Raw genomic sequence first — 24,698 nt, forward strand, 5'->3', positions numbered from 1 at the left:
AAGTTACAGGGTGAAATATAGAGGAAAGTGCATTGAAAAAGCGCCTCCAAAAATTACCCCGTTCTCTCAAATTTAATAGAAATTCCTCAGGAAGGAAAGATAAAGGGCTTCAATAAATTTAATCCAAAAAAAAGGGAGATTTATATTAAATAAATCTCCCTCCATTATAAGATTTTAAGAATTTTTATTTTCCTGTAGGTTTAACCGGATATTTTGCCATGATTTGGGCAACTGCATTAGGGATTGATTTATCTCTTCTTTCGGGGTTTTCATTTACAGTTCCCTGTCCAACTCCCTGCCAGACAAGCTTTTTTTCCTGGGAATCAAAAACATCACAAACCAAAGTTCCTACTTTGTAATCGCTTTCAGTATAGGTGGTGGTAGAAGGACCTCCTCCCCATCCCCAGGCGCCATAGCCATATCCGTAATATCCGTAGGGCCCTCCTGCTCCGTAATGGTTGGTGTAAGCTGTGGTACTTGTTTTTTCATCTACCACAATAAATAATGAAACTATAACATCACCACCTTTTTCCACAATTGTATATCCTCTTTTTTTGAATTCTTCTCCAAAGGCCTTTTCGATTCGTTCCTTGTCGAATCTGGTTAATATTTTATCACTTTCCTCAGCCCAACCATAATAGCTCAATGTTTTATATTTCGAAAAGTCTGTTGTTTTATCGTAATCAGAAGTTACCGTGAGGCTTGAACAGCCAGCTGAAAGAATTGCCACAACAGCGGCTAATAAAAGGTTTTTCATAATTTTATCAGAAAATTTATCTATAAATTCAATTTATGGTTAAACCTAACCATTTTTTTAGAATTGAAAGAATAAATTTTCAGATGCCCAGGTATTTTCAGTTAAATTTTGAGGTAAAGTCCTAATTCATAAAAAGGAGCTGCTAAAACGTTTTTTCCTGCCGGGGCAAAACTGGCTTTGGCATTTATCCCATATTTATCATTTGCCTGATAAACAAGCTCAGGGGTAATGGATAAATATTCCATATTATTGGAGAAAAGGGAGTTTGAAGTTGGTGGAAGCGTCCCGTTTTTAAAGGAGGATAAGTTATAAACTTTCACGATTCCGGTGAATTTTTTTCCAAAACTATATCCTCCTTCAATTCCTATATGAAATTCATCAGAAAAGCCTTTTGTTCTGTTGTTAAATCCTACTGTTGCGGTGAGATAGGCGGAAGTCCCCGGAATACTGTAACTTCCCTCAAGTTTGAGCAGTTGATTAAATTCGCCATCTCCGGTTTGTAAAGTTTGGGTTTCTCCCCCCATGGTTTTTCCGGTAGGAATACCTAAAGTCAGGCTGCCACTTAACACAAACGGTTTGTTTTGAATGATTCCGTATTTCAGTGTGAATTCCATATCCCCAACAGAATTCAATTCATCTCCGGGAATTACATTACCACTTTGCCTAAATCTTAATTCATTAATAGTGGTTCGGAAAAAAAATGGGACATAGGCAATGGCAGCAATTCTCTCGGAAAACCCATATTCTCCATAAAAACTGGAAATATAAACACTAGTAGTGGTGATGTCTGTTAAGGTACCATCAAGACTGTAATAATACTGAGCGCGTAAGGCAGATTGCCCAAATTTAAAATAGCCTTTGCCTTTTCCCGGGAGCCATCCGCCACCTGCATTGGCCTGAATAGAAAAAAGGAATAAAACTGAAAAGGATATATATATTATGATGTTTTTCATAAGATTACTTTTTGAGATTTTCTGAGGATTTTACTTTTAGAAATATCAGTTTTTATTCTAATTTGGCCGCTCCGAATGGAATATTGAATGGCTTACAATGAACAATGACATAGTCATATTGAGATAATTCCACACTCGAAGGAACTTCCAAAGTGAAAGGACCTTTATTAGCCTCAAGGGACTTGATTTCTATTCCACCTGAAACACTACTTTCCGAATTACTTAGATAAATGAACAGTCCCGGGCCTGACTGGCTTTCAAAATCCTCTGCGAAGTCCAGCAGTAAATTATCTCCACTTCTTTTCAGGGTCACTTTTCCTGATACCGTATGGCCTGTAAGACCTTTAAAATTGCCTGACCGGCTTCCTGTGCTTCCTATAGAAACCTTAATCACATTACTGCTTACCCCATCAGCCATAGCCGAAATGTTTACATCTCCATTATCTTTCCCTGTAAGCAATCCATTAGCATCAATGGTAGCAATGCTTTCATCCGAACTGGTCCACACAAAACTTTTTCCGGTGATTTCCTGATCATTGATGTTTTTAGCCTCAGCTGAAAATTGTAGGGTAGAATTTATGGCTACAGTTGTGGATGGACTGGAAATTTCAATTGTGGCGATTTCATTACTATTTCCTACCACGGTGAGCAAGGCTTTGTTACTTTCAAAATCTCCGGCAAAAGCGGTAATAGTTACCTGGCCTTGTGAAATAGCAGTGGCTTTTCCATTGTTATCCACAGTAGCAATTGCAGGGTTAGAGCTGGTCCAGTTTAAAATAGTATCGGTTTCAATTCCTCTGTTATTATAATATACAGCCGAAAAGGAAAAAGTTTCTCCCGACATAATTGCAGCTGTTTCTGGAGTAACTTCCAGCTTTCTCAATCGCTCATCTATGGGATCATCCAGATAATCAATTCCAATACAGGAGGTGAAAACTGAAAGTAATAACAAAAACTGTAAAGTTAACCTGGGCATAATGCTATATGTTTGAAGGTTGAAATGTGATCATAAAATATTATTGTAAAGATGGTATCGAAATATCACAACAATATCACAAAAATGAAATTTTTGTATGTTTTGGTGAATATATCATTGAGATGAATATGTAAAAAGGGAACCGGTGAGATAGGAATATGGTTTCAGAAATTTATGATTGCAGGAAATATATTCGATAATACTTAAGCTTTACAATCAGTTCATATGCATTTCATATCTGAAAGCTAACTTGCAGGAAAATCAGTTCAGTATATTGCAAAGAATAATTCTTTAAGGCGCTATCTCCTGGGTAGTGTCTTTTTTGTTTTCAAAGGGGAATGGGGCCGAAAAAGAAATGGGGGAGGGGCTGTAAACAATTGTGGTTGAGACGTGTTTTTTTAATGTAAGAATTTACTTTTTTAGCTTCTTCCTCAGCAGATGAAGCTTTTTTAAAATCACTATATTGTGGACCAATAATTAACACTATTAAAGTAATGGGTAACAAACCTTTAAAAAGACACAAAGTCTTACAACCAATAAGTAGAGAACACCACTACCATCTTTTACTTTGCTGGAAGATACGTGCTGGTTTTAGAAAAAAAGTTGACATTGCAAGAATTAAAAAATATGCAGACTGGATTTTTGGAAACTATATTCATCCTCATTTCCAATTAGAAGAGAAATATATTTTCCCCCTTCTGCCCAAGGGTAGTGAATTGGCCAAAAAAGCACTGGCAGATCACCGCAGGCTAACCAGACTTTTTAAAATGAAAGAAGACCTGGTTAAATCACTTAGCAGAATTGAAGAAGAGCTGGAGGCTCATATCCGGTTTGAAGAAAGGATTTTGTTTACTGATTTACAGGATAGAATGAATAAGGAAAAATGGGATGAGCTTGAAGAGAAATTTGAAGAAAAAAAATTTAAGGAAAATACAGAAGATGAATTCTGGTTATAAATGGCATAAAAAAGAGAAAGCCCGATAATTTCGGGCTTTCTCTTTTTTATAAGTAATGTCTGGATAATTGCTAATAGCATCAATCATCCTAAATACTATTTTATTTTTATTTTATTTTTCCTGAAGAAGTTCGTTTAATTTTTTAATGGTAACTGTTTCTTCTTCGAAACTGATTTTGGATTTAATCTGGTCAAGCACTTTTTCCTGAAATACCTGCTCGAACACCTGATCGTAATTTCGGCCATTCTCGTAGCTCAGGTAATTATTCACAAACTCATCCATCTGGCCTTCTTCCAAAGGAATATTGTATCCCATGAATTGTTGTTTGATATTGATGGCTGCCTGTGCTTTGATTTCTTCAGGCTCTACCTTAAGGTCTGCATCTTTAAACACCTTATTTCCAATTACTCTCCACTTTACAGCCTCTTTGAATTCTGGGAATTTCTCTTCCACCTGCTCGTCAGTAAGCCCTTCCTCATTGGTCATTTTGAAAGTTTTCTTCAAAAATTCCTCTGGCATATCTACTGAAACTTTTTCAGTTAAGCCATCTCTGATTAATTTGGAAGTTAAAGACTCTGCAGCAGGTTTGTTTACCTCTGCCAGTTTTTCTTTAAGGGCATCCTCAAATTCCGCTTCGGTAGTAATGTCTTTTGCTTCCTCTTCTCCAAGAATTTTTTTGAAAAATTCTTCATTCATTTCAGGATCTGCATTCCTTGTAATTTCAAGAATGGTCATTGAAAACTCTCCTGATAACTCTTCGGCTTCTTTTTCATCAATTCCAAAAAGAAGTTTTACGGTATTGGCTTCAGGGAAAGCCTTTTTCAGATCAAACTTAACGTCCTCCTCTTTTTTCTTACCAATAAAAGTCTTTCTTACTTCTTCTTCTACCTGTTTTAATGGAAGAACTGTTTCTTTTTCGAATTCTCCTTCAACAGCCTTAAAGGTTGCTTTCACAAAATCACCTTCAGCAATTTCTTCTACCTGAGAAACTTCTGGGTATGAATTCTTCAGGTTATCCAGTGTTTCTTTCAGATCCTCATCAGAAACTTCTACTGAGTACGATTTTACTTTGAAACTCTCGTCAATTGGCAACTCAATTTCAGGCTCAAGGAATACCTCAAATTCAAAGTCAAAAGAATTTCCACTTGTGATTTCTTCTTCAGATAAAGCTTCGCCTTTTAAAAGTGGAGAAAAAAGAATAGGTAATTCCTCCTCTTTAATATATTCGTTGAGTTTTTGATAAACCTGTTGGTTGATAATTTCCACCTTCAAACCCTTGCCATACATTTTCTTAATCATCCCTGCAGGCACTTTTCCCGGTCTGAACCCCTTAATGTTAGCTTTCTGGCTATATTCTTTAATTTTTTTATTAAACTCGGGAAGGTAATCACTTTCCTCCAGCTTTAAATTAATTAAACCGTAAGCTTTTTCTTTTTTATCAACTGCGATTTCCAAGAGTGTAAAAATTTAAATGGTGAAAAAACAAAAAAACTCAACCTTTTAACCAGTTGAGAATTTAAATTTTGCTTCATATTAAGTGCGGATGGAGGGACTCGAACCCCCATGCCGTGAGGCGCTAGATCCTAAGTCTAGTGCGTCTACCAATTTCGCCACATCCGCTTAAAATTGAGGTGCAAATCTAAAAACTATATTTAATATTGCAATACTTTTAAATTGATTTTCTTTAAAAAAAATGATTTTTTTTTCAGAGACCATCTTTATCGGTCTGTTGGGTTAATTTTAGCCCTTATTTATATTAAAAACTTTTTGAGTGGAAATGTAATTTTTGAAAATGAAATTCCGGGATAATATTTTCAGCAGATAAAACATTTGAAAGCTTGTAAAGCTCCTCCGGGAGAATAGTCTGCTGTAATTCCTAAAAAAGATATAAGTAGTTCCTTCAGGAAAAGGTAAAAAAAACGTAACTTAATCATTAAATTTTGTAAGCGTATAATTGCGGGAATAAATATAATATGGAGATAGATCACGAAAAGGAGAAACAGACCATTTTGCGGATGTACCGCAGGTTATTGAGGAAAGCAAAGCCTTTTCTAAAGGATGACGATGCCAAGATTATTAAACGTGCCTTTCTGTTTGCCCAGGATGCACATAAAGAGATGCGAAGGAAATCGGGTGAACCCTATATTTATCATCCAATTGAGGTGGCAGAAATTGCTGTAGAAGAAATAGGGTTGGGTACTACATCAATTGTGGCCGCTTTGCTGCATGATGTAGTAGAGGATACGGCCTACGATATTCAGGATATTCAGGAAAGGTTTGGTGGCCGGGTAGCCAAAATTGTTGATGGCTTAACCAAAATTTCCACCAAGGCGACTAAAGGGAAATCCATTCAGGCAGAAAATTTCCAAAGATTGTTATTGACTATTTCTGAAGATACCAGAGTAGTGCTGATCAAAATTGCTGACAGGTTGCACAATATGCGTACTTTAGATAGCATGCCTGATCATAAAAAGCTGAAAATAAAATCTGAAACAGAATATATTTATGCCCCTCTGGCTCACCGACTTGGTTTGTATACCATTAAATCAGAATTAGAAGATTTATGCCTGAAATTTTCAGATAAGGATGCTTACTTCAGTATATTAAGAGGTATAGAGGATTCCAGAGCTGCCCGAACCCGGTTTTCGAAACGTTTTATTCGTCCCCTGGAGCTGGCCATGAAGCGGGATGGCTATAAATTCCAAATAAAGACCAGAATTAAATCTGTTTACTCCATTTATAAAAAAATGCGGAAACAGAATATTCCATTCGAACAGGTTTTCGATCTTTTTGCTATTCGAATAATTGTGGAAGCAGATGAAGCAGAGGAAAAAGCGGTTTGCTGGAAGGTATATTCCATTGTTACGGACTATTATACGCCTAATGTAAACCGACTCAGGGATTGGATCAGTATGCCTAAATCCAACGGTTATGAATCCTTGCATACTACCGTGATGAGTAATTCCGGGCAGTGGGTTGAAGTGCAAATCAGGACAAAACGAATGGATGATATTGCAGAAAAAGGTTATGCTGCCCATTGGAAATACAAACATGGACCTAATGGCAAGGTAGTGAAAGGAGAGCAGGGAATTGACTTGTGGTTACAGGAAATTCGGGATATGCTGGAAACAACCAAGTCGCATGGAGTTGAATTTGTCAATGATTTTAAGTCCAACCTGTTTGTAAAGGAAGTTTTTGTTTTTACGCCTAAGGGAGAAATGAAAATTTATCCCAAGGGAGCCACTATTCTGGATTTTGCCTTCGATATCCATTCGGAAATTGGAGCAAAATGTCTGGCTGCCAAGGCCAATGGGAAACTGGTAGCTTTTAATTATGAAATCCAGAATGGAGACCAGATTGAAATTCTCACATCAAATAAACAAAAGGTTAATGAGGATTGGCTAAAGGTGGTGAGAACTTCCAAGGCCAAATCCAAGATTAAAGATTACCTCAAGGACGAAAAGAAAACTTTTGCCAGAGAAGGGAAGGAAATTGTTAAGCGGAAGTTTAAGCAGTTGAAGATTTCCTATGACGAGCAGAATATCAGGAAACTGGCCCAGTATTTTAGCTTAAAATCGGAAAGTGACCTGTTTTATATGGTTGGAAAAGGCCTGATTGACCATACTGAGATCAAGAAATTTATTAACCATGTTCCCGAAGAGAAAAATCAAAAATCAAGGGAGAATGGCAAAGAAAAGCAGGATGATGAAGCCGTAATCCAAAAACTGGTGAAGGAAAAGGAACTGGTGATTGGAGAAATGACTGATCTGAGCTATAGCATGGCTTCTTGTTGTAGCCCAATACCCGGAGATGAGATTTTTGGGTTTATTACCATTAATAAGGGAATTAAAATTCATAGAAAAACCTGCCCCAATGCCATTTCCCTAATGGCAAATTATGGCTATAGAATTATTCGAGCAAGATGGGCAAGTGAGAGAAAAGTACATGATGAAGGATTTAGCGTTTCCATTAGCATTGAAGGAACAGACAGGGTAGGGTTGGTAAACGATGTCACCAGAGTGATTTCCAACCAGATGCAGGTCAATATTAAATCCATATCCATTGGTACTGAAAATGATATTTTCAAAGGAAATATTGACTTATCCGTTCAGAATAAGGTAGAGTTTGAAAAACTTATTGTGAACCTGGAAAAAATTGATGGAGTGGTAAAAGTTACCCGAATCGAAGAATTAGTATAACACACTCAAAAAGGGAGGAAGTCTTTTACAAATTCAGGATTTCCTCCCAAATTTTTTCATCAACCGGAATGCCTTTTTCCATGTTTTCCTTCCTTGTTTTAAGTGTTCTTTCTCCAGGATAATACACATTTTCATTTTCCTTCAATAATTCGGATTGATGGAGGTAATTGATAATGCCATTGAGTAAAACTTCATTTTCAGCTTCAGTGCCAAACAAGTCTGGTTTAATACAAATAAAAACCTGGGAAATGCCAAACTCCACTTCATCTTCCCCAATTTTTCCCGTGGATCTCCCTCCGGATAAAACCGTTACCAACATATCGAGCATGATGGATAGTCCGGAACCTTTCCAATAACCAATGGGCAGGGAAAGTTCATTTTCAATTACAGTTTCAGGATCTTTTGTCAGTTTTCCTTCATGATCAAATCCGCCATGAAAGGGAAGTTTTTCTCCTTTTTTGGCTGTTTCTATCATTTTCCCAAAGGAGAATTGAGACATAGACATATCCAACACAATATGTCCGGAACTTCTTGGAATGGCAATTACCAGTGGATTGTTTCCTGTTCTTGGTTCTTTGGCTCCCCAGGGTGGCATATTCGGTTTGGTATTGGTAAAGCATATTCCTATACAACCGGCCTCAGCGGCCTGCCAGCCAAAATTCCCTCCCCGCATCCAGTGATTGGTATTTTTCATGGCAATACAGCCTATTCCATTTGTTTGAGCCAGTTGAATGGCACTTTCCATGGCCGAATAGGCATTGAGCATGCCTGCCCCCATTTGCCCATCCCATCTTTCTATGGCTCCAAAACGATCAGTTACCTTTGGTTGGGCATCTGGTTTTACATATCCTTCCTGATTTAACTGGATGAAACTGACAAAACGATTGAGGCCATGGGAATAAACCCCGTCTCGGCTAGCATCTACAAATAATTGGGCACATAAAGCTGCCCTGTCTTTTTGGTATCCGGTTTTAATGAGTTTTTCGGAAAGGATTTGTTCGGCTTCCCTGTATTGAATTCGCATTTATTCTGATCTTTTATTTTATGGACACCAAACTACCTGAATAATTATAAAAATGAAGTAAAAAATGAAATGGTAAGGAAAAAACCTTTTTTATCCGGTTTTAGAAGTAAAGGTTCTTCCTATAAATATTTTCCTTAAACTGAAGAGGTAAAATTAATTATTGACCGCAACATCTGACTGAATATTTTCTTCAAAGGTGGCAATGAAATCCTTGATATGTTTTTTGGTTTTGTCCGCACTTCGAATCACGAGATAAAGCGATCTTGGTAATCCATTGATGCCTATTGGTTTAAGCTGAAGGTCATTTTGATTTTTGAAAGCTTGAAGTGCCCACTTCGGTAAACACATGACACCCATATTGGCATTTACCATTTCCAGGGCTACTTCCGTTAATGGAATTGCCGAAATTTTTTGAGGGATAATATTATTGGGTTTCAGGAAATGTTCATAAACAGAGACGGTTTCCAAAGGATAGGAGTGAATGAGTAAATGCAAATTAGAGAAGTCTGCTGCTTCCACAAAAGGTTTGTCGCTCAGCTTATTTTCCCTATGCATCAATACAAACAATTCATCTTTAAACACCTCCACACTTGATAATGATTCATTTAAAGATGGAGAGGAAACTATGGCTAAATCCAGTTCGAATGATAACAATTTGGGAATAGGCTGATGTGTAGCCTCAAACACAAATTCTACATCAATGTTGGGATACAACAAAGACATTTCCTGTAAAAAACGGGGGAAAAGGGAATAGAAGGAATAGCATTCACCACTTACTCTAATTTTACCTCCATGATCCCGGTTAATATTTTGAATGTGTCGAAGCTTTTCATCAATGGAAGTCAGTACATTGGTCGCCAATTGATAGAGTTCAACTCCTTCTTCAGTAAGTTTCCATTCATTTCTTTTCCTTAAAAATATTTTAAAACCCAGCCTTTCTTCAATTTCCCTTAACTGATGACTTAAAGCAGATTGCGTTAAAAATAGCTTTTCAGATGAATTGGCAATGTTTCCTTCGTCTGCTATGGTTTTCAACAACCTTAAATGTTTTAATTCCATGCCGGAAATATATAAAATTTAAAGGAGCAAAATACCTAGATGTTATATGAAAAAAATTAAAGCCGAAGTTTAAAAATGTTCAATTAAACCTGGAAAAGATTATGAAGGCCAGAACTAGTTTTGCCGCTTTAAAAAAATGAGTATGTCAGAAAAGAGAAGAAAAAGAAATTTAAGAATAATACGATACATCCTTTATAAGGAAACCCAGCTTGATTTTAAAGACAAAACATGGTCGTTTATTGGTTCTTTTGTGGGTATTGGTTTTATCGCTTATCTCCAGGCTATTTTTCTGGAAGAGGCTGATAACATCTTTCTCATAGGTTCTTTCGGGGCCTCCAGTGTTTTGGTGTTTGGGGCGGTGGCTTCTCCACTGGCTCAGCCCCGCAATTTAATTGGAGGTCACCTGATTTCCGCATTTATAGGGGTTTCTATTTATTTTCTCATTCCCGATCCGATTTTTATATCCGCACCATTGGCGGTGTCTTTGTCCATAGTTACCATGCAGTTTACCAAAACCCTTCATCCTCCGGGAGGGGCAACTGCACTAATCGCAGTTATAGGTTCGGAAAGCATAAAAGGTCTTGGCTATTGGTTTTTAGTTTTTCCGGTGTTATCTGGTACACTTATCCTTTTTCTTTTTGCCTTATTGACGAATAACCTGACTAAAAAAAGACAATATCCAAATTCAAAAAGATTTCACCGATTTATTAAAAGATAAGTAGATGTATAGAATTAAATTTAAACATGCTCTTAATTAATTTGAAAGTGTGATTACATTAAAGTAGATTGGGTAAATTGAACCCTGAAAATATCTGCTATGTCCGGACACACTTCCAGATTATCATTAAATTTTTTACGAAAGAAAACCCAACCCGATTCATTATTGGATGGTGATGTTACGGTAGAAAAGTTTACAAAACTTACCTATAGTACTCCGGAGGACCCCTGGATTAGTTCTTTTTTAATTCAGTTGGTAGAGTTTTTAACAGGCCGATTTCCTCTGGAAAGAAAGTTTAATCAGGTCTTAAACTCGAATAAAACTCCTAGCCTGATTTGGCAGGAATTGGTTGAAGCTTGCGGGTTGAAATTGAATTATGACCCAAAGCAGTTAGCTAAAATCCCGGTAAATGAGCCGGTTATTTTTATAGCCAATCATCCATTTGGAGTGGTGGATGGGATGGTTATGGCTTTCTTAGCAGCCCAAAAATTCCCAAAATTTAAATTATTGGTTAATGGTGTATTATGTACCGATGAGCTGTTGAATAACTTTTTCCTCCCTATCGATTTTGGAAGTAATAAGAAGGCTTTACAAACTAATATCCAAACCAGGACTTTGGCAATTGAAAAAATTAAATCTGGTGAGCCCATTGTCATTTTTCCTGCTGGCGGAGTGGCTACTGCGCCTTCCTGTTGGAAAAAAGCAGAAGATCTAGAATGGAAAAGGTTTGTGGTTAAACTAATCCATAAGGCAGAAGCAACCGTAATTCCGATTTACTTCCATGGGCAAAATAGTAGGCTATTTCAGATGGTAAGTCAGTTCAGTCAGGATTTGCGACTGGCCTTATTGCTTTTTGAAGTTCGCAATAAAATGCACAAAACCCTAAAAATAGAAATTGGGAATCCAATCACATTTAAGGAAATGAATTCCCAAACAAAAAAAAATGACTTATTAAATTTTCTATATCATCAGGTCTTTTCTTTGAATAAAACCTGATTTTCTTCTTACGGAATCCTAAATAATTACCTCCTTATTCAATTTAGCTAAAAGCAGTTCGGGTCTCTCATTTACCACCTGGCCAATAACAATTATGGCAGGAGAACTTAATTCTTTTTCCTCCACAATTGCCTGAATATTCGCCAAATTCCCAATTCCCGCTTTTTCATTATAACAAGTGCCATTTTGAATGATGGCAATGGGCTCATCTTGTGAGCGGTATTTTGAGAATAAATTTCTGATTTTTGCCAGTTTTTTCATTCCCATCAGAATAACCACCGTGGCTGAAGATTGAGCTGCCAGCTTTAAATCCCCAGAAAGTTCACCATTTCTGGTGGTACCCGTAACTACCCAGAAACTTTCATTTACCCCTCTTTTGGTAAGCGGAATTTGTTGCATAGAGGGCACTGAAACAGAACTACTAATTCCGGGAACAATTTCAGTACTGATGCCAAACTTCATGGCATATTCCAGTTCTTCATGCCCTCTTCCAAAAACAAAAGGATCTCCTCCTTTTAGCCTGACCACATGGCCATATTTTAGGGCGTTTTCTACAATTAGCTTATTTATTTTTAATTGCTGAAAAGTATGTTTGCCGGCTCTTTTCCCCACAAATATTTTAATACAATCCTGATGGGCATACTCCAGTAATTCCTTATTGGCTAAAGCATCATATAAAATAACATCAGCATTTTTAATCGCTTTTATTCCTTTCAGGGTAATTAATTCCGGATCACCAGGACCTGCTCCTACGAGGGTTAATTTAGGTAAAATCATTAGTGAAAATTTATTTAGTACGTAATTTCTCCAGTAAATGAATTCAAAAATATAAAAATTTACGTAAAAGTTCTTGTTTTAATTAATTTATTACGTAATTTTACGTAAAATTTACTTAAAAACGCTGAAAGTACATTAGCGCAAACGTGGAACAAAAACGGATTAAAAATTAAAGAACTAAATCTATTACAAAAATGGAGAGAATAATAGTAATAGGCAATGGTATGGTTGGTTATAAGTTTTGTGAAAAACTGAGGGCCAAAGCTGGAAAAAGTGATTTTGAAATTACGGTTTTTGGAGAGGAACCCAGACCCGCTTATGACAGGGTACATTTAAGTGCCTATTTTACAGGAACTACTGTGGAAGAACTAACCATGGCTCCAAGAGAATGGTATGAGGAGAATGAAATTGAATTATTAACCGGAGAACTGGTAACTGAAATTGACAGGGAAAATAAAACTGTGAAAAGCCATAAAGGTACAGTTTTATCCTACGACAAATTAATTCTGGCTACCGGATCGAGTGCCTTTGTACCACCTATTAAAGGTGTAGAAAAGCAGGGGGTATTTGTATATAGAACGATAGAAGATCTGGATGCCATGATGGCTTATGGCAAAAAGGTGAAAAGTGCGGCAGTAATGGGAGGAGGACTTTTAGGCCTGGAAGCCGCCAAGGCGGTATTGGATATGGGATTGGAAACACATGTGGTGGAATTTGCTCCTAGATTAATGCCCCGGCAATTGGATGATCAGGGGTCCTCGGTTTTACAATGCCAGTTGGAAGATTTGGGAATTAATATTCATCTAGGTAAAAATACGCAGGAAATTAAAGGGAATGGCAAGTTAGACGGTCTTTCATTTAATGATGGTACTGAGTTGAATGTGGAGATGTTGGTCATTTCTGCAGGCATCCGGCCAAGGGATGAACTTGCCAGACAACACGAACTGGAAGTGGGCCCAAGAGGGGGAATTTTAGTGGATGATCACTTAAAAACTACTGATCCTGATATTTTTGCCATTGGAGAGGCTGCGCTTCATAAAGGCATGATTTACGGATTAGTTGCTCCTGGTTATGAAATGGCAGATGTAGTAGTGAATCAGTTGATAAAAGGAGATGAAAAAGCATTCACTGATTTTGATATGTCTACCAAACTCAAACTGATTGGTACTGATGTAGCCAGTTTTGGGGATGCTTTTGGGGAGAAAGAGCCTTTCAAAGCGATTGTTTTTGAAGATAAGGTTAGTGGGGTTTACAAAAGAATCAATATTTCCGAAGACGGAAAAAGGTTGTTAGGGGGAATGTTGGTTGGGGATGCTGAAGCTTATAATATGTTGCTGCAGATTGCCCAAAACGGAATGGCATTACCGCCCAACCCGGAAGATCTTATTTTGGGTGCCAGAGGTGGCGAAGAAGCTGTGGGTAATGGGGTAGAGGCTTTGCCCGATACTGCCCAGATTTGTTCATGTGAAAATATCAGCAAGGGAGATATTTGCAAGGCCATTACTGAAGATGGATTTGAAAATATAGCCGACATAAAAAAATGTACTAAAGCAGGAACTGGTTGTGGAGGTTGCGTGCCTTTGATTAATGATCTCATTACCGAGACTTTAAAATCAATGGGAAGAAGGGTAAGGAAAACTATTTGTGAGCATTTTGATTATACCCGTCAAGAATTGTTTGATTTGGTGAAAATTAATGACATCAAAACTTATGATGAGTTGCTGGACAAGTATGGTGAGGGAGATGGTTGTGAGGTGTGTAAGCCTGCGGTGGCGTCAATTTTAGCAAGTGCCTGGAATGAAATGATTCTGGAAAAGTCTATGACTATTCAGGATACTAATGATAAATATCTTGCAAACATTCAGAAAGGAGGAACTTATTCTGTAGTTCCAAGAATACCCGGTGGGGAAATCACGCCTGATAAATTAATTGTAATTGGACAGGTAGCCAAAAAATACAATTTGTACACTAAAATCACCGGAGGGCAAAGAATTGACTTATTCGGAGCAAGACTGGATCAATTGCCGGATATCTGGGAAGAACTGGTGAATGCTGGTTTTGAAAGTGGTCATGCTTATGGTAAATCCCTGAGAACTGTAAAAAGCTGTGTGGGTTCTACCTGGTGTAGATACGGTCAGCAGGATTCTGTATCATTTGCCATTGAGGTGGAGGAAAGATATCGTGGTTTAAGATCACCCCATAAATTGAAAAGTGCGGTTTCAGGATGTATCAGGGAATGCGCTGAAGCCCAAAGTAAAGATTTTGGAATTATTGCTACCGAGAATGGCTGGAATTTATACGTGGGTGGAAATGGAGGAGCAAAGCCTCAGCATGCTTTATTACTGGCTGCTGATATTGATAAGGAAAGTGTGATTAAATACATTGACAGATTCTTAATGTTTTACATCAAAACTGCTGAACCGCTTACCAGAACAGCCCCATGGCTGAATAAACTGGAAGGTGGCCTGGATTACCTTAAAGATGTGATCATTAATGATTGCCTGGGAATTGGTGAGCAGTTGGAATCGGAAATGCAACTATTAATTGATGCCTATAAGTGCGAGTGGAAAGAAGTGGTGAACAATCCTGAAATGAGGGCAAGGTTCAAACATTTTGTAAATGTTGAAGATGTTGATCCAAACTTAAGTTTTAAAGAAATGAGAGGACAGAAATTTCCAACATCGTGGGGTTGATTGACATTCCTGATTGAATTGATTGGCATTAAAAATTTAGACTAAAATGATAGAATTAGAAAAATATAGATCAGTTACATTAGAGAATGTAAAAACCTGGTTTAAAGCTGCTCCGGTTTCAGCTTTTCAGGAAAATGGGGGTGGATGCGTGAAGATTGAGAGTTTACAAATAGCTGTGTTTAACTTTTCAAGAAGAAACGAATGGTATGCAGTGCAAAATTTGTGTCCTCATAAAATGCAGATGATTTTGTCAAGGGGAATGATTGGTTCGGAATCTGGAGAACCCAAGGTAGCCTGTCCATTCCACAAGAAAACATTTTCCCTAAAAACCGGGAAAAACCTGAATGGTGATGAATGCGATATAGCGACTTATCCTGTAAAGGTTGAAAATGACTTTGTGTATGTAGGGCTTGAAGATTAAGGTATCTTGTTTTGGGAAAAATTCCGAAATTAATTTTTCCATTTTTATTTTGCTGCGAAGCATGATAAATTTACAAATGAATGAAAGAGTAGCCCCGGCTGCTCTTTTTTTATTTAAACTTTTTAATTTTAACCTTTTAAAAAAAATGTTTACATCCAGGATTTAATAATGCCAAAACAAAGATTTGAAAGATTGGGGAGATTGTACTTGTTGGCGCTGTCGGGAATTGCCATTGCCATTTTAGCCAGTCAGTTGTTAATCCAGAATTTTATTAGCAAACAACAGGATGATTCCCGTACCATCAATGTGGCAGGGAGGCAGCGGATGCTGAGCCAGAAAATAAGTAAAATAGTATTGCAAATAGCTAATAACGCTGAAAATGGAATAGATGAAGAAAAGGTTGCGGAGCTTCAAAAGACCGTAGATTTATGGATTCAGTCCCATAATGGATTAATAAATGGAGATGAAACCTTAGGGCTTTCAAGGGAAAGTTCTGCTACTATTCTTTCCATGTTCGAGGATATTGAACCACACTTTGAAGCTATTGTAGCTGCCGCCCAGAATATTATTGACCAAGCCCATAGTATGGATTCAGCTTCCAGTTTTAAAATTGGAGAAAATTTAAAACAGGTTTTAGAAAATGAACCCCTGTTTTTGGAAGGCATGGATGTAATTGTTTTTCAATACGATGAGGAGGCTAAAAAAAAGGTGTTATTGCTAAAGGATACAGAAATTATTTTGTTTGGCATTTCCCTTTTAATTATCATTTTTGAGGTGTTTTTTATTTTTCGCCCGACAACAAAAAATATAAGGAAAACTTTTTCCGAATTGGTGGCATCAGAAAAAATGGCTCAAAAGATGGCCAGGGAAATTGGGGCTTTGTATAGTACGCTGGAAGTGTCTTATCAGGAATTAGCCGATGTGGATTTGGAAAAGGAACAAGCTGTTTTATTTGCCAAATGTGATATTTTGGGTAATGTCAGTTTTTTAACGGAAAGGTTCATCCAGTTGATGGAGTTTGAAGATAAAGAAGACCTTCCTGAAAATATTTTTACCTGGCTTAAACAAAATGGATATAAAAGTGACTTTTTGGAAGGTGTATTGGATTTTGTGAAAGGTGGAAATTGCTGGCTTGGCGAGTTAAAAGTAACCTCAGCAGCAGGGGATTTTATATGGATAGAAACCAATATTGTCCCGGTAAAAGATAAGGATGGAAGCCTGAAAGAGGTGATGGTTATTGGGGTGGATGTCACTGAAAATAAGGAAGCCAGAGAAAGGTCGCGGGAAATCAACAAACAGCGAATTGAGGAAAAGGTAAAAGAACAACAGTTCCGTTCAGTTTTGATTCTGGAAGGCCAGGAGGAAGAGCGCAAGCGGATTTCCCGGGATATGCACGATGGGGTAGGGCAAATGCTTTATGCTTTAAAGCTGAACCTTGAAGCTACCACCCCTTCCAGTTCCCGACATACGAAAGAGCGTTTGCAGGAGGCAAGGGACATTTTAAAAAATATCATCAGGGAAGTAAGGAGGGTTTCCTTCAATCTTACCCCAACCAGCCTGAGTGATTTTGGAATTGTGTCGGCTATTAAAAAATATTGTAGTGAAGTAAGTACTTTAATGGGCATTGAGGTCGAGTTTATTAACATGACCCGTTTTATAAATCGATTGGGTAAAAATGTGGAAACACACCTTTACAGAATCATTCAGGAAGCGGTGAATAATGCTATTAAATATTCTGGATCTAAAAAAATTTCCGTAACTTTTGCCCACAATGCTCAAAACCTGCATATTGAGGTGAGAGACAATGGGAAAGGTTTTGATATTGAAAAACTTACTCAAAAAGGACATTTTTCAGCTTCCGGACACGGGATTTTCAACATGAGAGAAAGAGCAGGATTTATTAATGCGCAATTCGATGTGGAAACCCAGGTGGGGAAAGGAACTGTTATTAAAATAGATGTACCAATAAACTAAAGAATAAATTAATGGAGCAAATTAAGGTAATATTAGCTGACGATCACGAAATTGTAAGGAACGGTATAAAGGTATTGTTGGAAAGAGAAGGGGAAATCAAAGTAATTGGAGAGGCTTCTAACGGTCAGGAAGCATTAGAACTGGTAAAAGAACTTAATCCCGATATTTTGATTGTAGATATCAGAATGCCAATTTTGAATGGGATCGAAACTACGGCTCAGCTCGGTAAATATTCTTCCCATACCAAGGCACTGGTGCTCTCCATGCATGATGATGAGGAATATATTACCAAATCCATAGAATGTGGCGCTTCCGGGTATTTGCTGAAGGATACCAATAAAAGTGAATTTATAAAGGCGGTGAAAGCTGTACATTCCGGTCAAAAATATTTTAGTGGGGATATTTCCAATATTTTGATTAATAGCTACCTGAATGTGAAAAAACAGTCAGATTCAGGTACATCAACTGCCCCTGCCCAACAATATGATCTTACCAAAAGAGAAAAGCAGATTTTAAAATTGCTTTATGATGGGGCAAACAATAAAGACATAGCCGATCATTTTAATAAAAGTGTGCGGACCATAGAAACTCATCGCTTCAATATGATGAAAAAGCTGAAAGTGAATAATGTGGTAGAGTTGCTGAGAAAAGTGGATGAAGAAAAACCATTAAAAGATGAAATTGATGCAATGGTAATTTAATTCTGATTGGCAGAAAAATAATGCTGGATTCAGTTACCAAACTGAATCCTTTTTTTGTCTTATAAATAAACGGATTAAAAATCCTACGATAATGGTTTGCCATTACAAATGGCGAACAGTAAAATAATGAATAAATCTTTTTCCTTTAAACCATATAAAAAAATAGCAGGTTCCAGCTGAATACTTTAAGAGATCAAAAATCAAAATTGATTGGATTATCTCTTATTTTTTTTCCAAAGGGAAATCTGCTTTTGAAAAAGCTTCAGGATTTTTGTCTTTTCGGTGATTTTCAAACATTTCCAGGGCTGCTTTTAAAAGTCCAAACATTCCCAGACTAAAAACAATGGTACCAATGGATAATTCTTTAATGATTCCTTCAGGGGTAATGTAATACCCGGTTAGTCCAAAAAGGAGGGTGAACAAAATCAAAAAACACATCAGAATCAGGGCAACCTTTCCCTTTACCGGATCTTCCCAGATTTTCCTTGAGAACTTATTTTGTGTTTTAGTGGTGTCCTGTAGGGAAGAAAAACTGATGGCAAGCCCCATAAAAATTAAAACTGAATTTAGGCTTTGAAAAAGCAGTTTAGGATTTTCTCTTAAATACTCAAACCCTGAAAAGTAAGGGCGCAGGACAAAATATAACCCAATCAGTAAAAGTGGATACTGCAAATAGCTGAGGTAATGAAAGAATGTTTTAAATCTCATTATGACTTTTTAATTGCACTCAAGTTAGAAAAAGCCAATGATTTTTTCAAGCAATAGTGTTTTTAAGAAAATAAAACACCGATGTGGGAAATCCTGCTCATTAGTTTAGTCAACTAATATGACTTCTCTGCAAATTGCTTCAGACCTTGGATGATAAACGACATCATACTTTGCTCTAAAAATCCTTTCCTCATCGAAATGAATACTTGTATAGGCCGTGTATTCGGCAATTATTTCGCAAGGTTTTTTGGTTTCTTCCCATCGACTGCAAAATTCCAGGTATTTTCTATAATCAATAAACTTTTGGTCGGCTTTACCTTTCTTGGTAAATAATTTGAAAATAAACCCTGTGGGTTTTTCTGGTGGGCCTTCCATGATATTCCATGTAAGTCCATTGCTCAACCTGACAATGATGCTATCTATCGTTTGGATTAAGGTTTTCTCATGGTTAGCCAGAGAGTCGTTTTCCACCCATTTCCGGTAAATTTCATTTTCCATATAAGAGTAGTCCACATAAAGCCTTAAGCTAATTAATTGGTATCGGCTCCTAAGGTAATTTTTAGCTTGCATTTCTGTAGACTCAGAAGGTAAACTTATTACGCAATCTTTAGTGTTTTGGGCGATGGATTCCCTGGGGAAAAAGGTAAAAACAAGAATGACAATGGTCAGAAATCGTGTCACTTTAAATATCCATTTGGTTCAATCCCAGTTTAATAAACGGGGATAATTCTTAGGTTTGACCTGCAAACTTAAGCCAAAAGGATTTAACGTTTTTGATGGATTAAAAATCCTACGATAGTAGTTCGCCATTGCAAATGGTGAATAGCCTAGGTTAAATACAATCCGTCATTATACCAAAACTCATTTCTCACTCAGAGCGCAAAGAATTAACCGGATTGATTAGGGCTGTTTTGATGGCCTGGTAAGCTACTGTGGAACAGGCAATGAAAAGTGCTGCTGAAATGGCCACCATGAAAATCCATAAATTCAGGTTAATGCTATAGGCAAAGTTTTCCAGCCATCTTTCTGAGAAAAACCAGCCTATTGGTGCGGCTATTAAAAAAGCCATCACTACTAATAAGGTGAAGTTTTTTGACAGCAACAGGATCAAGTCAGAAATAGAGGCGCCCAATACTTTTCTTATTCCAACTTCTTTTGTTCTCTGAATAGAAATAAAAATGGTTAATCCATACAAACCAAGGCAGGAAATAAAAACGGTAATAAAGGAGAAAAGATTAAAAAGGGTACTGATTCTTTTCTCTTCCTCATAGAATTGGGCAATGGCATCATCATAAAATTTATACTCGAAAAAATAATCGGGATAGTTTTCCTTCCAGGCCTTTTCAACCTTTTCCATGGTATGGGAAATTCCATTTTTATCAGAAAATAAACCGGGGTTAATTTTTAAATTTACGATGTTATAATCTGCTGGTCTTTTGGAAAAAACAACCGGATCAAGGTTTTCGTGGAGGGGAAAAGTATTGAAGTCTCTGACGACACCAATAATAATTTTTTTGTTCCCGGCAATTTCCATTTCCTTTCCGATGGCTTCATCTATATCCAACGCTAATTTTTTGACCAATTCCTCATTTAAAATAATATAAAAGGAAGAATCTGTAGCGTTGAATGACCTTCCCCTGATGATTTCCAGATCAAATGTTTCAAAATAATTTTCATCTACACTTTTGTCAAGCGTTACAATTGATTCTTTTTCGCTGAGCGGATCAATAATATCAATCCAATTATTTCTTCCGGACATGGGATTGTGAGAGCTAAATGTGATTTTTTCTATAGGGGCAAGATTGGATATTTTACCCAAAAAATCATTTCTGAGTCTGGCTTCCGTTTCCGGGATACCCACTGTAATGATGGCCTCTTTCTGAAATCCTAAATCCTTGGTTTGCAGGTATTGTAATTGTGAAAAAATGACAATAGTACCAATAATCATGAGCTGGGTAATTACAAATTGTAATAAAACCAGGCCTTTGCTGAAACGGATTTTTCCGGTATTTCCACTTGCCAGTTTTTGCTTTATGGCATTAATGGGATGAAATCCGGAAATTACAAAAGCGGGGTAAATTCCGGCAATTAGCCCAATGCTTAGGCAAAGCACCAAAAGAAATGAAGCCAATTCAAGGTTTAAGGGGAAAATAGCAGAGTTGTTGATGGATAACAAATCATGAAATTTGAGCAGGGATAGTTCGGCCAAACCTACTCCAATTATTGCTGCAATGATGGTGAGCATATAAGTTTCACCCAGAAATTGCAGAATTAAGTTTATCCGGGAACTTCCCAATACTTTTCTGATGCCAATTTCCTTCGAACGAATAAGTGATTGGGCTGTGGAAAGGTTGCTGAAATTTATTCCTGAAGTAATGAGTAATAATAAACCAATAAGGCTTAATCCCATAAGCGTTTCTTTACTCACTACTTTATTGAAATTGCTAAATCTGGTATCATGGTGCATTTCTGATAAGGGTTGCAAATGATATATTCTTTCTTCAGCTATTTTTTTAGACACAAATCTGGAATGAATTTGTTTGATTTTCTCTTCGGTGGTCTGTACATCAGCTTCTTCATGAAGTTTTAAAAAGCACTGGTAATTTCCGCTTAATGCATACCATTCATCCATCCAGCTATTTTTCCCATCTCTTAATGTGGAAAGTGAAGCCATAATATGAAACTGGAAATCTGAATTGGCTGGAAAGTCTGAAATAACTCCTGTGATTTTACATTGCCAGTCGTTATTGATGAGAATGGATTTCCCTAACACATCAATAGAAGAATAGGTTTTCTCAGCCAGGGATTGGGTAATGATTACCGAATTTGGCTCAGCAAGGGCCAACTTAGGATTTCCACTTAACCACCTAAAATCAGGATGGGCAAAATCCAGCACTTCAAAAAAATCTGGTTCAAGAAAAGTAAACCCATTTTGCTTAAATAATCTGGGTTCACTTTCTTCAGGGAAAGATTTTAAAAGTATCTCACCTCTGTTATAAAGTGCCGTAACTTTTTCCGCCTGTGGTAATTCTTTTTCCAAAATATTGGGAAAAGGGAAGGAAATTCCTGTTCTGTATTCTGGTTCAGGACTTTGATTTACATTTGTGGTCACCCGGGTTATCCTGTAAATTCTTTCACTGTCAGAATGGAATTTATCGAAATTGCTTTCATTTTTTATCACCAAAAAAATGATCAGGCAACATGCGATGCCAAGGCTCAATCCAAGGCAATTAATAATTGAGGTGGCTTTGTTTTTTACTAAGTTTCTTATGGCCGATCTAAAAAAATATCTGAACATTTTATGAGGTTTATTGGATTAATGAAAATGTTTTCCCCTATTCCGATCTTAAAGAATTCACCGGATTACGCACAGCAGCTTTTATCGCCTGGTAGCTAATGGTAATAAGGGCGATAACCACCGCCATTAGTCCTGAAAGGAGGAAAATCTTCGGACCTAATTCAATTTTATAATTAAAAGTAGCCAGCCATTCCTTCATCATAAAATAGCCAATTGGAGCGGCAAGAATAGTGGCAATTAAAACCAGCCGCACAAATTCTTTGGAGAAAAGCAATACAATTCCTGAAATGGAAGCGCCCAGCACTTTTCGAATGCCCACTTCCTTGGTTTTCTGGATAGCCATAAAAGAAACCAGTCCATAAAGCCCAAGACAGCCAATGAAAATGGCAATACCTGCGAACAAGTTGAAAAGTCGGAAAAGGCGTTCTTCCGAGCGGTAAAACATTTGGATATTTTCATCCAGAAAACCATACCTGAACTCTTTTCCCGGATAGGTTTCATTAAAAATTTTTTCAATGGTAGCGATATTTTGTTCAATATCTGCGAAGGCTATTTTTGAATTAAAAACCCGTTGTCGATTTTGATCCGGCATTACTATCACGGGATTAATTTTAGAATAGAAAGAAAGGTGATGAAAATCGGCTAAAACTCCACAAATTTCTATGTTTTTTTTCTTTCTGTAATTGAAGGTCTTACCAATTATTTCATTGGGGTTTTCTATTCCTAACTCCCTGATAAAAGTCTCATTAACTACTGCTTTTGTGGTGTCATTCCCCTGATAAACTTTTCCTGCCAAAACCTTGAAATCGTAGGTTTGGAAATAGTCTCCATTGGCAAAAATTTTTACCACTTCCTTGTCAATGATTTGGTCGTCAATCGCTAAGTTGATTTTATCGCTTATTAGTATTCCAGATAATGGAGGGGCTGAAGAAAAACTGATCTGAGCTACCTCTGGCATTTGCCCGATTTTTTCTTTGAGATAATCATTTTTGAAATCTTCACCATAGGGTTGAGTGAAGGTAAATATAGCCTCTCGATTAAATCCCAGTTCCTTTTCTTTGAAGAAGGAGAGTTGTTCCATTACCACAAGTGTTCCTATGATAAGCACCTGCGTAATGAGGAATTGAAAAACTACCAGTGCTCTTCTTAACTTTAGGCCAGAATCATTGTTTGTAAACTTGTTTTTTAGTGCTAAAACCGGAGAATACCCGGATAACACCAAAGAGGGATAAAGTCCTGATAAAAGGGTTATGATGCTTAAGACTCCAATAATAAAGGTATAAATTAAATGATCATTTTTTAATGCCTCTCTTAATAAACTCCCTTCAAACTCAAGGTAAATGAAATCATTTATTTTGATTAGTGCGAGTTCAGTAAGGCCAAGGGCTACAACAAAAGCACTTCCTACCAGTATGGCAGTTTCAATTAAGAAAAATCCAATTAATTTTTGTCTTGAACTTCCTAAAACTTTTCTTATTCCTACCTCTCTTGAACGCTTCACCACCAAAGCGGTAGAAAGATTAATGTAGTTAATGCAGGCAATCAAAAGGATAAAAATGCCGATGCATAATATGGAATAAAGGGTTTTCCTTTCACCTTTTCTGCTGAATAAAGGATAATAATGGTCCCCCAGATGGAAATCGTTAATTGATTGCAATTCAAACCTCCATTTTTTTGCTTCCTCATCCTTTGTATTTTCAATGAGTGAGTTTGTTAGCTGTTTCTCGATTTTGGCAATTGTCTTTTCCGAGCGGTTGTTTTTATTAATTAAAATGAAATTTTGGTAAAAACTGGTTACATGGTTCCATTCTCCATTTCCTTCATAATTTTTCAATTTCAATGCTACAGGTACAAAAGCCAAGGCTTTGATGCTGGAACGCTGTGGAGGGTCTTTTACAATTCCTGTAACCGTAAGGACATCTCTTTTATCCAATGTAAGTTCCTTACCCAAAGCTTCCCCTTCGAAGAATTTAGCAGCAAGCTTTTCGGATAGTACTATGGAGTTTTTGTTTTTTAGAGACTGTAATGGTGACCCTGAAACCCATTCCCAATCAATAATTTCGAAAAATGAAGGCTCCACGCAGAGTATATTATTATCCCTATGGAATCTTTTTATATTGGTGGCTCCGGTTGCCTTGTCTGTTTTATTTATAGTGATTTCACCCGGACACTCTATTACCGGACTGATCTTTTCAATTTCAGAAAAGTTTGTCTTTAAAGCTTCTGTTACAGGAAATGGAGTCCCAGAATTATAGGAATCCTCATGAATAGTAGTTACCCGGAAGATTCGGTCTTTATGAGTATGAAACTGATCGTAACTAAACTCATGGTTGATTACCAGGAAAATGAGCAAAGCACAGGTGATTCCCAGCGCTAAACCAAGAATATTAATGATAGCATGCACCTTATTGCGCAATAGATTTCTGATGGAAATTTTAATTAAATAGCGTAACATTTTAATTAACTTTTTAAAAATTAATTTTCAATT

The 24,698-nt window shown here is 37.0% G+C and carries 19 protein-coding genes and 1 tRNA gene; 8 read left to right on the forward strand and 12 right to left on the reverse strand.

Annotation, left to right across the window (positions count from 1 at the left end):
* Positions 1 to 184 precede the first annotated feature (184 nt).
* The 3 genes from A3EM_RS0140285 to A3EM_RS0140295 all read right to left on the reverse strand — a co-directional run bounded on the left by A3EM_RS0140285 (position 185) and on the right by A3EM_RS0140295 (position 2,686).
* The gene (locus A3EM_RS0140285) at positions 185 to 757 is read right to left on the reverse strand and encodes a DUF4136 domain-containing protein (RefSeq protein ID WP_020533917.1); all 573 of its coding nucleotides are present in this window, start codon (positions 755 to 757) and stop codon (positions 185 to 187) included.
* Positions 758 to 858: 101 nt separating this feature from the next.
* Complete coding sequence (locus A3EM_RS0140290) at positions 859 to 1,710, reverse strand: hypothetical protein (RefSeq protein ID WP_020533918.1); 852 nt, start codon at positions 1,708 to 1,710, stop codon at positions 859 to 861.
* A gap of 52 nt (positions 1,711 to 1,762) precedes the next feature.
* Positions 1,763 to 2,686 (reverse strand): DM13 domain-containing protein, encoded by a 924-nt coding sequence (locus tag A3EM_RS0140295; protein WP_020533919.1) that lies wholly within the window; start codon positions 2,684 to 2,686, stop codon positions 1,763 to 1,765.
* 494 nt (positions 2,687 to 3,180) lie between these two features.
* Here A3EM_RS0140295 and A3EM_RS0140305 point away from each other — a divergent pair, with 494 nt between their 5' ends.
* Complete coding sequence (locus A3EM_RS0140305) at positions 3,181 to 3,642, forward strand: hemerythrin domain-containing protein (RefSeq protein ID WP_020533921.1); 462 nt, start codon at positions 3,181 to 3,183, stop codon at positions 3,640 to 3,642.
* 111 nt (positions 3,643 to 3,753) lie between these two features.
* On the opposite strand, the gene tig is transcribed toward A3EM_RS0140305, so the two are convergent.
* Together tig and A3EM_RS0140315 are read right to left on the reverse strand one after the other, a co-directional pair.
* Entirely contained in the window at positions 3,754 to 5,097 is a 1,344-nt protein-coding gene (gene tig, locus A3EM_RS0140310; RefSeq protein WP_020533922.1) for a trigger factor, read from the reverse strand.
* Between the two features lie 83 nt (positions 5,098 to 5,180).
* Positions 5,181 to 5,262, reverse strand: a tRNA-Leu gene (locus A3EM_RS0140315).
* A 353-nt stretch (positions 5,263 to 5,615) separates the two neighbouring features.
* On the opposite strand from A3EM_RS0140315, the gene A3EM_RS0140325 reads away from it, so the two are divergent.
* Positions 5,616 to 7,841: a RelA/SpoT family protein gene (locus tag A3EM_RS0140325; RefSeq protein WP_020533924.1), complete on the forward strand. Its 2,226-nt coding sequence runs from the start codon at positions 5,616 to 5,618 to the stop codon at positions 7,839 to 7,841.
* A 25-nt stretch (positions 7,842 to 7,866) separates the two neighbouring features.
* On the opposite strand, the gene yiaK is transcribed toward A3EM_RS0140325, so the two are convergent.
* Both yiaK and A3EM_RS0140335 read right to left on the reverse strand, forming a co-directional pair.
* Positions 7,867 to 8,865 (reverse strand): 3-dehydro-L-gulonate 2-dehydrogenase, encoded by a 999-nt coding sequence (yiaK, locus tag A3EM_RS0140330; RefSeq protein WP_020533925.1) that lies wholly within the window; start codon positions 8,863 to 8,865, stop codon positions 7,867 to 7,869.
* A gap of 153 nt (positions 8,866 to 9,018) precedes the next feature.
* The gene (locus tag A3EM_RS0140335; RefSeq protein WP_020533926.1) at positions 9,019 to 9,924 is read right to left on the reverse strand and encodes a LysR family transcriptional regulator; all 906 of its coding nucleotides are present in this window, start codon (positions 9,922 to 9,924) and stop codon (positions 9,019 to 9,021) included.
* Between the two features lie 142 nt (positions 9,925 to 10,066).
* Here A3EM_RS0140335 and A3EM_RS0140340 point away from each other — a divergent pair, with 142 nt between their 5' ends.
* Both A3EM_RS0140340 and A3EM_RS0140345 read left to right on the forward strand, forming a co-directional pair.
* The gene (locus A3EM_RS0140340) at positions 10,067 to 10,642 is read left to right on the forward strand and encodes an HPP family protein (RefSeq protein ID WP_020533927.1); all 576 of its coding nucleotides are present in this window, start codon (positions 10,067 to 10,069) and stop codon (positions 10,640 to 10,642) included.
* Positions 10,643 to 10,741: 99 nt separating this feature from the next.
* Positions 10,742 to 11,638, forward strand: a complete 897-nt coding sequence (locus A3EM_RS0140345; protein ID WP_020533928.1) for a lysophospholipid acyltransferase family protein — start codon at positions 10,742 to 10,744, stop codon at positions 11,636 to 11,638.
* Positions 11,639 to 11,656: 18 nt separating this feature from the next.
* On the opposite strand, the gene cobA is transcribed toward A3EM_RS0140345, so the two are convergent.
* On the reverse strand, positions 11,657 to 12,415 hold the full coding sequence (gene cobA / locus A3EM_RS0140350) for a uroporphyrinogen-III C-methyltransferase (protein WP_020533929.1): 759 nt from the start codon (positions 12,413 to 12,415) through the stop codon (positions 11,657 to 11,659).
* 194 nt (positions 12,416 to 12,609) lie between these two features.
* Here cobA and nirB point away from each other — a divergent pair, with 194 nt between their 5' ends.
* From nirB to A3EM_RS0140375, 4 genes are all read left to right on the forward strand, one after another.
* Positions 12,610 to 15,108, forward strand: a complete 2,499-nt coding sequence (nirB, locus tag A3EM_RS0140355) for a nitrite reductase large subunit NirB (RefSeq protein ID WP_020533930.1) — start codon at positions 12,610 to 12,612, stop codon at positions 15,106 to 15,108.
* 46 nt (positions 15,109 to 15,154) lie between these two features.
* Entirely contained in the window at positions 15,155 to 15,529 is a 375-nt protein-coding gene (gene nirD, locus A3EM_RS0140360; RefSeq protein ID WP_020533931.1) for a nitrite reductase small subunit NirD, read from the forward strand.
* A 168-nt stretch (positions 15,530 to 15,697) separates the two neighbouring features.
* On the forward strand, positions 15,698 to 17,503 hold the full coding sequence (locus tag A3EM_RS0140370) for a sensor histidine kinase (protein ID WP_020533933.1): 1,806 nt from the start codon (positions 15,698 to 15,700) through the stop codon (positions 17,501 to 17,503).
* An 11-nt stretch (positions 17,504 to 17,514) separates the two neighbouring features.
* Positions 17,515 to 18,204 (forward strand): response regulator transcription factor, encoded by a 690-nt coding sequence (locus tag A3EM_RS0140375; RefSeq protein WP_020533934.1) that lies wholly within the window; start codon positions 17,515 to 17,517, stop codon positions 18,202 to 18,204.
* 222 nt (positions 18,205 to 18,426) lie between these two features.
* Here the strand turns inward: A3EM_RS0140375 and A3EM_RS0140380 are convergent, their stop codons facing one another.
* The 4 genes from A3EM_RS0140380 to A3EM_RS0140395 form a co-directional block, all read right to left on the reverse strand.
* Entirely contained in the window at positions 18,427 to 18,912 is a 486-nt protein-coding gene (locus A3EM_RS0140380) for a hypothetical protein (RefSeq protein WP_020533935.1), read from the reverse strand.
* 105 nt (positions 18,913 to 19,017) lie between these two features.
* Positions 19,018 to 19,593: a hypothetical protein gene (locus tag A3EM_RS0140385; protein WP_157638317.1), complete on the reverse strand. Its 576-nt coding sequence runs from the start codon at positions 19,591 to 19,593 to the stop codon at positions 19,018 to 19,020.
* Positions 19,594 to 19,780: 187 nt separating this feature from the next.
* Positions 19,781 to 22,210 (reverse strand): ABC transporter permease, encoded by a 2,430-nt coding sequence (locus A3EM_RS0140390; RefSeq protein ID WP_020533937.1) that lies wholly within the window; start codon positions 22,208 to 22,210, stop codon positions 19,781 to 19,783.
* Between the two features lie 37 nt (positions 22,211 to 22,247).
* Complete coding sequence (locus A3EM_RS0140395; RefSeq protein ID WP_020533938.1) at positions 22,248 to 24,665, reverse strand: ABC transporter permease; 2,418 nt, start codon at positions 24,663 to 24,665, stop codon at positions 22,248 to 22,250.
* Between the last annotated feature and the right edge of the window lie 33 nt (positions 24,666 to 24,698).

The organism is Flexithrix dorotheae DSM 6795, assembly GCF_000379765.1.
GTDB classification, from domain to species: domain Bacteria; phylum Bacteroidota; class Bacteroidia; order Cytophagales; family Flammeovirgaceae; genus Flexithrix; species Flexithrix dorotheae.

Bases quoted from the DNA above. Each gene is read 5' to 3' on its own strand.
- A3EM_RS0140285 (WP_020533917.1), bottom strand. From the start codon at position 757: ATGAAAAACCTTTTATTAGCCGCTGTTGTGGCAATTCTTTCAGCTGGC.
- A3EM_RS0140290 (WP_020533918.1), bottom strand. From the start codon at position 1,710: ATGAAAAACATCATAATATATATATCCTTTTCAGTTTTATTCCTTTTT.
- A3EM_RS0140295 (WP_020533919.1), bottom strand. From the start codon at position 2,686: ATGCCCAGGTTAACTTTACAGTTTTTGTTATTACTTTCAGTTTTCACC.
- A3EM_RS0140305 (WP_020533921.1), top strand. From the start codon at position 3,181: ATGGGTAACAAACCTTTAAAAAGACACAAAGTCTTACAACCAATAAGT.
- A3EM_RS0140325 (WP_020533924.1), top strand. From the start codon at position 5,616: ATGGAGATAGATCACGAAAAGGAGAAACAGACCATTTTGCGGATGTAC.
- yiaK (WP_020533925.1), bottom strand. From the start codon at position 8,865: ATGCGAATTCAATACAGGGAAGCCGAACAAATCCTTTCCGAAAAACTC.
- A3EM_RS0140335 (WP_020533926.1), bottom strand. From the start codon at position 9,924: ATGGAATTAAAACATTTAAGGTTGTTGAAAACCATAGCAGACGAAGGA.
- A3EM_RS0140340 (WP_020533927.1), top strand. From the start codon at position 10,067: ATGTCAGAAAAGAGAAGAAAAAGAAATTTAAGAATAATACGATACATC.
- A3EM_RS0140345 (WP_020533928.1), top strand. From the start codon at position 10,742: ATGTCCGGACACACTTCCAGATTATCATTAAATTTTTTACGAAAGAAA.
- cobA (WP_020533929.1), bottom strand. From the start codon at position 12,415: ATGATTTTACCTAAATTAACCCTCGTAGGAGCAGGTCCTGGTGATCCG.
- nirB (WP_020533930.1), top strand. From the start codon at position 12,610: ATGGAGAGAATAATAGTAATAGGCAATGGTATGGTTGGTTATAAGTTT.
- nirD (WP_020533931.1), top strand. From the start codon at position 15,155: ATGATAGAATTAGAAAAATATAGATCAGTTACATTAGAGAATGTAAAA.
- A3EM_RS0140370 (WP_020533933.1), top strand. From the start codon at position 15,698: ATGCCAAAACAAAGATTTGAAAGATTGGGGAGATTGTACTTGTTGGCG.
- A3EM_RS0140375 (WP_020533934.1), top strand. From the start codon at position 17,515: ATGGAGCAAATTAAGGTAATATTAGCTGACGATCACGAAATTGTAAGG.
- A3EM_RS0140380 (WP_020533935.1), bottom strand. From the start codon at position 18,912: ATGAGATTTAAAACATTCTTTCATTACCTCAGCTATTTGCAGTATCCA.
- A3EM_RS0140390 (WP_020533937.1), bottom strand. From the start codon at position 22,210: ATGTTCAGATATTTTTTTAGATCGGCCATAAGAAACTTAGTAAAAAAC.
- A3EM_RS0140395 (WP_020533938.1), bottom strand. From the start codon at position 24,665: ATGTTACGCTATTTAATTAAAATTTCCATCAGAAATCTATTGCGCAAT.